Here is a 6,418-nt window from a genome sequence, read left to right as displayed (position 1 = left end):
TCATCGCTAAATACTTGGGGACGCTACTAAAAAGTATGTCCTTCTCTTTCCTTTAGCTATACCTCCCAAAATCAGCCCAGGATCCTCAAAAGATGACCGCTCGCGACAAGAAATTGCATACAACGTCTCGTATAAAAACTGTGCGAGCTGGCGGGCGTGATTGTCCGCAGGACAATCCGCTAAGCAAGCGGGCGAGGAACTTTGATTTGAGACTGATTTAAGCATTGTTTTTATATGCTGTTGGCAAACGTTTTTATTTTTTTAATAATCTAACTTTTTCGATTTCCTGGGGGTCAATAATTTTTGTCCGAGTGCACGTATCCGTGTAAAGGGTTCGTCTGTATTTTTTGTTATTATCACGTAGTTCCTTCGTGCCCCAACTATCTTTAAAAGCATAAATGAGGTATTGTTTGTTCAATTCAAAATAAAAGCCACAATCTCCGCCGCCACTGCTGCCTGTATAAATAATAACTTCTTTTTTTCTTTTATTTCCTTTAAATACTTCGTCAGAATTTAAAGTGATTTTTGCTAATACAAGACCTTTAAAAATATTAAATTCATCTTTAGAATTGGATGTCAATACTTTTGATTTGCCATCCTGCTCCTGCTGTATTTGAACATAATCTATTTGAACAACTTTTCCTGAAGCCACATAGTCGGCGTTATTATATTCTTTTTCAATCGATTTAATTATAAAGCATTCACAGGCACTTGCGCTATAAGAAGTCAAAATCAAAAGAGAAAAGATGGTTTTTATAATATTCAATTTCATAATTTAATGGAGTTTCTTCTTGTGGGGAATGTTTGCCAACGTCCCGTATAAAAACTGTGCGAGCTGGCGAGCGGGATTGTCCGCAGCATAATTCGCTGAGCAAGTGAACACGGACTTCCGATTTGGGACAGGCTTTAGCATTGTTTTTATACGTTGTTGGCAAACGTTTGTATTTCTAGTTAAAGGGAGTTAGTAGATAACAATGTTTCAAGTTTTCCTTCCAAATCGTTTAAGCTTTTATCGTCCTTGTCTGCACCACGATAGCGGTCAATTATAATTCCATTTTCATCAATTAAAATGTATGCTGGGATGGCCTGCACTTGATATGATTTACTAATAGAGCCATTTTCTACTCTCCAATTTTCATTTCCTTCATAAATGTGGTGCCAATCTAATTTTTCATTTTGTATGTTTTCTTTCCAAATGGTTTTATCTTTATCAAATGAAACGCCTATAATTTCCAGTCCTTTTGAATGGTACTTATCAAAAATTCTCTTTACTTCGGGAATTTCTTTTTTACAAGGCACACACCAAGCTGCTCCAAAATCTAATAATACAGTTTTTCCTTTAAATTGATTTAGACTTAAAACATTACCATCACTATTTTCTGAAGAAAACCCAGGCGCAACATCTCCTGAATCAACGATAGGTATGAATGATTTGATTGACTCCTGTATATCTAAACCATATAACGACTCTTTTATAATTGGGTCCAGACCAGCATAAAACATCTTAAGTGAATCAATCGGCAATTTATCACTATAAAAATCAATCATCTCTGCACTTACATATGAATGTGGATTATTAATAGCATATTTGAGTTGGATATTTTTGACTTCAGCAAATAGTTTTCGCGCCTCTTCCCTTTCAGTTTCTTTTAATTTAAGTTTTTCATAATATGGTTTAATTTTTTTAGCCAGGTGCTCATATTCAATTTGGCTTTCAGAACCAGTAACTAGCGCATCAGGGAATTGATCTTCCTTAATGTTTATTTCCATTTCATTTGGTTCTAAAAAAAACCGTAATCGATTAGGGTCTTCCATATATACACCCGTTAAATTGCTTGTCAATGAAACCAAATGTGGATGGATAAGAGAACCTTGTTTAAAAAAAGAATTATTTTCTACTGTTATTGTGTCGGTTACGTCAACATTGGAACTATCAACATAACTTAAGACTACATATTCTGTGTTAGGACCGTCAACTGTTCCTTTTAATGTAAATGCGTTGCTATTAGATTTAGGTTGATTACAGGAAGTTAAAATAATTACTACAAGCGTAAATGTTGCGAGAATTTTAATTTTCATTTCGTTGAATTTTGTGGTTAGATATTTATCGTTTTCAAATGTTTGCCAACGTCTCGTATAAAAACTGTGCGAGTGGGCGTGCGTGATTGTCCGCAGGACAATCCGCTAAGCAAGCGAGCACGATGTTTCGATTTGAGACTGATTTAAGCATTGTTTTTATATGTTGTTGTGCATAGTGTTTTGATCAGGACATCCATAAATTTAACTCAGTCAAGATCCGCCATTTTTCATCTATTTTTTCAAATATGACGATGTTGCCGGTACCGCACAAACTTCCACAATGAAGCCCGTAATAGACGGCAGCAAGATTACCGCTATAATTCACCCTTGAAAGCTCGACTACTTTTCGAGTTCCATATATTCTTTCAATCCGTTCCCACGGTTTTTTCTTGTCGAAATTTCTTCCAAAAAATGAATAATATTTCCTTGTAGATATGCTTTGAATATGGAGATTGGTAAGTTTAAGTCGGTCAATTTCAATCTTTGGATTTTCGTCTATATTGTCCGTCAACCCAGTAATTAGCCTTTTAATGGATGGTTCCCGTATAAGTCTTTTTACAAAGGTTGTATCCTTATTTGTTTTGATTAAAAGAATATTTATATCATTAGAAGTAATTGAATCAGAACTCAATTCAAATAGGCTGTAATCATTGCCGAGTCTATTCTCAAATCTTTTAATAAGTAGAATTGAATCAATCTTTTCTGTAGTTCCTAAATCTAATTTCTCAGACAAAATAAGAGAATATAGTTCATAATTATCATTTGCAGTCTGGGAGTAAGACTGCTGATAAATCAGGAAAATAATTACAAGTAGTTTTTTCATCATTTTACATTATGCACAACGTCCCGTATAAAAACTGTGCGAGCGGGCGAGCTTGATTGTCCGCAGGACAATCAGGCGCAGCAAGCGAGCAGAGAGTTTCGATCCGAGACTGATTTAAGCATTGTTTTTATATACTGTTGGCAAAAGTTTTTAATCCGATTTATAACGCATAAAACTCCAAGAAACGCCACCCCAGATATTCAGTCGGTAACGTTTCCCCCATATCAGTTTTACTTGCGAGCTGAAGAGATCAATTTTTTCCCTTTGGTTACCCACAAAATCGGTCCGATTATGGCAACCAAGGAAATTAAAATCCAACTGAGTTTATCTCCTGCAAATTCTTTTGTCAGAATAAGATAAATTGCTCTAAAGGTTGTAATGACAGACCAAAAGGCTAAAATGATAATTGCAATTACTAAAATAGGTTCCATTTTTTTAATTTTTGCCAACGTCTCGTATAAAAACTGTGCGAGCGGGCGAGCTTGATTGTCCGCAGGACAATCAAGCGTTGCAAGCGAGCATAAAGTTTCGATTCAAAACTGATTTGAGCATTGTTTTTATATATTGTTGGCAAAAGTTTATTTCATTTTCTTCACCTCTTCTTTTGTTGGAAACTCTCTCTTCCCTGTTTCCTTGTCTATAGTGAAATAATCTGGACAATTTCCAGAACCATCACTTCTTGCCTCAAAGAGCACTTTATTTATCGAGTCAGTTTTAAATTTGACATAACCAGCGAAATCATTAAGATAAACTAAATCAACCAAAAAAATCTGCTCCTTACTTCCAGTCAGATGAATAGCTTTAAATTTATCATCGTGAGAATAGGTCAGAAATGAGTCCCCTGTCAGCGGTCTTATTGAATCTATTTGCGTAGCATATTGGTTCTCAAGCTTCTCTGCATCGACAAAATCCTCCTTTGCAATTTGAGAATAGGTACTGAAGAAAATCAGGAAGAACAATAAAGAAAATAAAAATTTGTTCATTTTTTTAATTTTTGCCAACGTCTCGTATAAAAACAGTGCTGGCGGGCGTGATTGTCCGCAGGACAATCCGCTGAGCAAGCGAGCACGGAATTTCGATTCAAGACTGATTTGAGCATTGTTTTTATATGTTGTTGGGCACAGTGTGCTTACCACTCTTTTTGAAATTCGATTATTTTTTCTTCGTCCGCCGTTATAAGTGTCCGAATACTGGAACATCCGATAATCAGCCACTCAGCTGCATAGATGCCGGCTCCATCGGAGAAAATTTTAGTCAGTTGAAATTGGTTTCCCTCTTTTTTAATATTAAAAAACTGTTCATTTATTCCTCCAAACCAAGGATTGTACATATTCCGAACGTCAAGATCATAATTTCTGTCAGCGATTCTAAGAACGGCTTCCTTTAATATATATCTTGGAAGTTCTCCGTCCGTACCAAATAAGATAGTGCCGTCTATGCCTACAACAAATTCCCCATCGAAATAATCAATCTTCTTATTGTTTGGCTCAAACGCGGCTTTAACCAACTCTAAGGAAGTTGTATCATTAAATTGAATTGCAACTTTATCCGTTTGTCCGTTACAGATAAAAGTTGAAAACAGAAAGAAGATTATGATTTGTATTTTCATATTTTTTTGCATTGTGCCCAACGCTCTAGGCTATGAGCAGTGGCTTGAGTAAGCAACTAATGTAGCAAACAAAACCCGAACCTGAGGAAAATCCGAAGGATTTTCCGAGTGAGCGTGTCCAAGCCATTGATTATAGCCTTTGTTGTGGTGCGTATTCATTCCGCGTTAATATTCTTTTAGCTGCAATTCTTGCTTCTTCGACGTATGCGTTATTTAAGTCTGTAATTTGTTTTAATTCCGTTTCTGTTTTGTTCGCAAACTTTTGCTCAAAGCGATTAATTTTTATTTCTAATTTTTGTTGTTGGTCCGCTTCATTTGATTCCGCTTTTTTAGGTTCGGGAAAAAGTTGGTCGATAATATTCTTATTTAGTGTAAGAAATATAATCAGTAAAATTAGATTGATTGGATTTATGCCAATTGGTCCGAGATAAAGCACTACGTTAATATAAAAAAAGTCAATTAAGTTCGTTGACGCTATGAGTAAGGTCAGTCCGAAAATGTATTGATAAAGTTTTTTGTTTTTAAAATATAAAATTATTGAAACCGCTAGGAGAATAATTCCAAGATAAAGTTTGTACCCTATCTTGTAGTTTGTCAATGTCGTTATTCCAATGGAAGTTCCAATTAGGATTAACGCTATTAGTAACGGGATAAAGTCTTTTTTAAAGTTCTTCATTTTTATATGCACCACAACGTCTCGTATAAAAACTGTGCGAACGGGCGAGCTTGATTGTCCGAAGGACAATCAAGCGTTGCAAGAGAGCACGAGTTTCGATTCAAGACAGGTTTTAGCATTGTTTTTATATGTTGTTGTAAAACGTTTAAATCACCACAACTAAAAGAACTATAATTGCCAAAGTCGAAACCACACCAACGATGACATTATTGGTTCCGTGAGCTTGTTCATCGAACCAACCAGGTTTTTTAGGTCCGTTTAGGTATTCTTTAAAAGTAAATTTAGGTTTATTAGAAAGAGTCCGATAAAGTGATCCGAATGTCCACCGCACCGCAGCTCCCACAAAGTTGAAAATCACCTCTAATAAAATAAACGCTACAAATTCACTCATCAGTTTTGGGGTTTTTATAATCTCGATTTCTTTAATGTTTTACAACGTCTCGTATAAAAACTGTGCGAGCGGGCGAGCGTAATTTTCCGTAGGACAATCAGGCGTTGCAAGTGAGCACGGATTTTCGATTTGAGACAGGTTTAAGCTTTGTTTTTATACGTTGTTGCCATCTGGCTTTCTGCGTCATAGTTTGAACTAACCTATATTTCCTTTACTTGAATTCCATTTCTTTTTTTCTTCCTCAAAATTCTTTTCTGTTAATCGAAGATTTGAAAATTCAATAATTGGTTTTAAAAAGATATTTGCTCTATTAAATTGATGGCTTTGATTAACGCTAAAGTTATTGTCTATATAATCTTGAGGCTCAACATATTCTAATTCATCAGACGAAAGCTCTGCAATTCTTTCAATGACACCCATATTTATAAAACCAATATTAATGAAGAATAAATTTTTCAAATCGTTTAGTTCTTCGACCTCCAAATTTGTTTTGAAAATTAATCTCTTAAGTACTTCAACAGAATTATATGCAATATGTGCAAATTTGTCAATGTTTGACTTGTTAGGAAGGTAAAGTTTTAACAATTTTATAGTTGCAATTTTTTTTTCGGCTCTAAATTGCTCATCTGATTTATCCATTCCTTGATACACATTATTTAAATTATTATCAAGAAAAGAAATTGCGTCATCTCCAATAAATTCTTGCATTTCAGTGCACAATCCGGTGAAAACGGACACCCATTCCGCTGGAAAGCGGACAGTGATTCCGGACTAAAGCGGACACCCATTCCGGGGCAAAACGGACAGTGATTCCGTTTCAAAGCGGACAGCTATTCCGGA

9 protein-coding genes are annotated in these 6,418 nt (G+C 35.4%); all 9 read right to left on the bottom strand.

Features of this window, described 5'->3' with window-relative positions:
• Window positions 1-253: 253 nt before the first annotated feature.
• Window positions 254-772: a hypothetical protein gene (locus LB467_RS18285; protein ID WP_224475579.1), complete on the bottom strand. Its 519-nt coding sequence runs from the start codon at window positions 770-772 to the stop codon at window positions 254-256.
• Window positions 773-951: 179 nt separating this feature from the next.
• Window positions 952-2,079 carry a TlpA disulfide reductase family protein gene (locus LB467_RS18280; RefSeq protein ID WP_224475577.1) on the bottom strand — a complete coding sequence of 376 codons (1,128 nt, stop codon included), beginning with the start codon at window positions 2,077-2,079 and terminating at the stop codon, window positions 952-954.
• Between the two features lie 184 nt (window positions 2,080-2,263).
• A complete protein-coding gene (locus LB467_RS18275) occupies window positions 2,264-2,902 on the bottom strand; it encodes a hypothetical protein (protein WP_224475576.1) in 639 nt (212 codons plus the stop codon).
• A 230-nt stretch (window positions 2,903-3,132) separates the two neighbouring features.
• Complete coding sequence (locus LB467_RS18270) at window positions 3,133-3,333, bottom strand: hypothetical protein (protein ID WP_224475574.1); 201 nt, start codon at window positions 3,331-3,333, stop codon at window positions 3,133-3,135.
• A 147-nt stretch (window positions 3,334-3,480) separates the two neighbouring features.
• The gene (locus LB467_RS18265; protein WP_224475572.1) at window positions 3,481-3,885 is read right to left on the bottom strand and encodes a hypothetical protein; all 405 of its coding nucleotides are present in this window, start codon (window positions 3,883-3,885) and stop codon (window positions 3,481-3,483) included.
• A 146-nt stretch (window positions 3,886-4,031) separates the two neighbouring features.
• Complete coding sequence (locus tag LB467_RS18260; RefSeq protein ID WP_224475570.1) at window positions 4,032-4,511, bottom strand: hypothetical protein; 480 nt, start codon at window positions 4,509-4,511, stop codon at window positions 4,032-4,034.
• Window positions 4,512-4,641: 130 nt separating this feature from the next.
• Window positions 4,642-5,187 carry a hypothetical protein gene (locus LB467_RS18255; RefSeq protein ID WP_224475569.1) on the bottom strand — a complete coding sequence of 182 codons (546 nt, stop codon included), beginning with the start codon at window positions 5,185-5,187 and terminating at the stop codon, window positions 4,642-4,644.
• 145 nt (window positions 5,188-5,332) lie between these two features.
• Window positions 5,333-5,578 carry a hypothetical protein gene (locus tag LB467_RS18250; protein WP_224475568.1) on the bottom strand — a complete coding sequence of 82 codons (246 nt, stop codon included), beginning with the start codon at window positions 5,576-5,578 and terminating at the stop codon, window positions 5,333-5,335.
• A gap of 195 nt (window positions 5,579-5,773) precedes the next feature.
• A complete protein-coding gene (locus tag LB467_RS18245) occupies window positions 5,774-6,286 on the bottom strand; it encodes a hypothetical protein (RefSeq protein WP_224475566.1) in 513 nt (170 codons plus the stop codon).
• Between the last annotated feature and the right edge of the window lie 132 nt (window positions 6,287-6,418).

Source organism: Salegentibacter tibetensis (genome assembly GCF_020164485.1).
In the GTDB taxonomy this organism is placed as follows: Bacteria; Bacteroidota; Bacteroidia; order Flavobacteriales; family Flavobacteriaceae; genus Salegentibacter; species Salegentibacter tibetensis.
This window is presented reverse-complemented; position numbering and strand designations above follow the sequence as displayed.

Coding starts and splice junctions, on each gene's coding strand:
- LB467_RS18285 (WP_224475579.1), bottom strand. CDS start 772: ATGAAATTGAATATTATAAAAACCATCTTTTCTCTTTTGATTTTGACT.
- LB467_RS18280 (WP_224475577.1), bottom strand. CDS start 2,079: ATGAAAATTAAAATTCTCGCAACATTTACGCTTGTAGTAATTATTTTA.
- LB467_RS18275 (WP_224475576.1), bottom strand. CDS start 2,902: ATGAAAAAACTACTTGTAATTATTTTCCTGATTTATCAGCAGTCTTAC.
- LB467_RS18270 (WP_224475574.1), bottom strand. CDS start 3,333: ATGGAACCTATTTTAGTAATTGCAATTATCATTTTAGCCTTTTGGTCT.
- LB467_RS18265 (WP_224475572.1), bottom strand. CDS start 3,885: ATGAACAAATTTTTATTTTCTTTATTGTTCTTCCTGATTTTCTTCAGT.
- LB467_RS18260 (WP_224475570.1), bottom strand. CDS start 4,511: ATGAAAATACAAATCATAATCTTCTTTCTGTTTTCAACTTTTATCTGT.
- LB467_RS18255 (WP_224475569.1), bottom strand. CDS start 5,187: ATGAAGAACTTTAAAAAAGACTTTATCCCGTTACTAATAGCGTTAATC.
- LB467_RS18250 (WP_224475568.1), bottom strand. CDS start 5,578: ATGAGTGAATTTGTAGCGTTTATTTTATTAGAGGTGATTTTCAACTTT.
- LB467_RS18245 (WP_224475566.1), bottom strand. CDS start 6,286: ATGCAAGAATTTATTGGAGATGACGCAATTTCTTTTCTTGATAATAAT.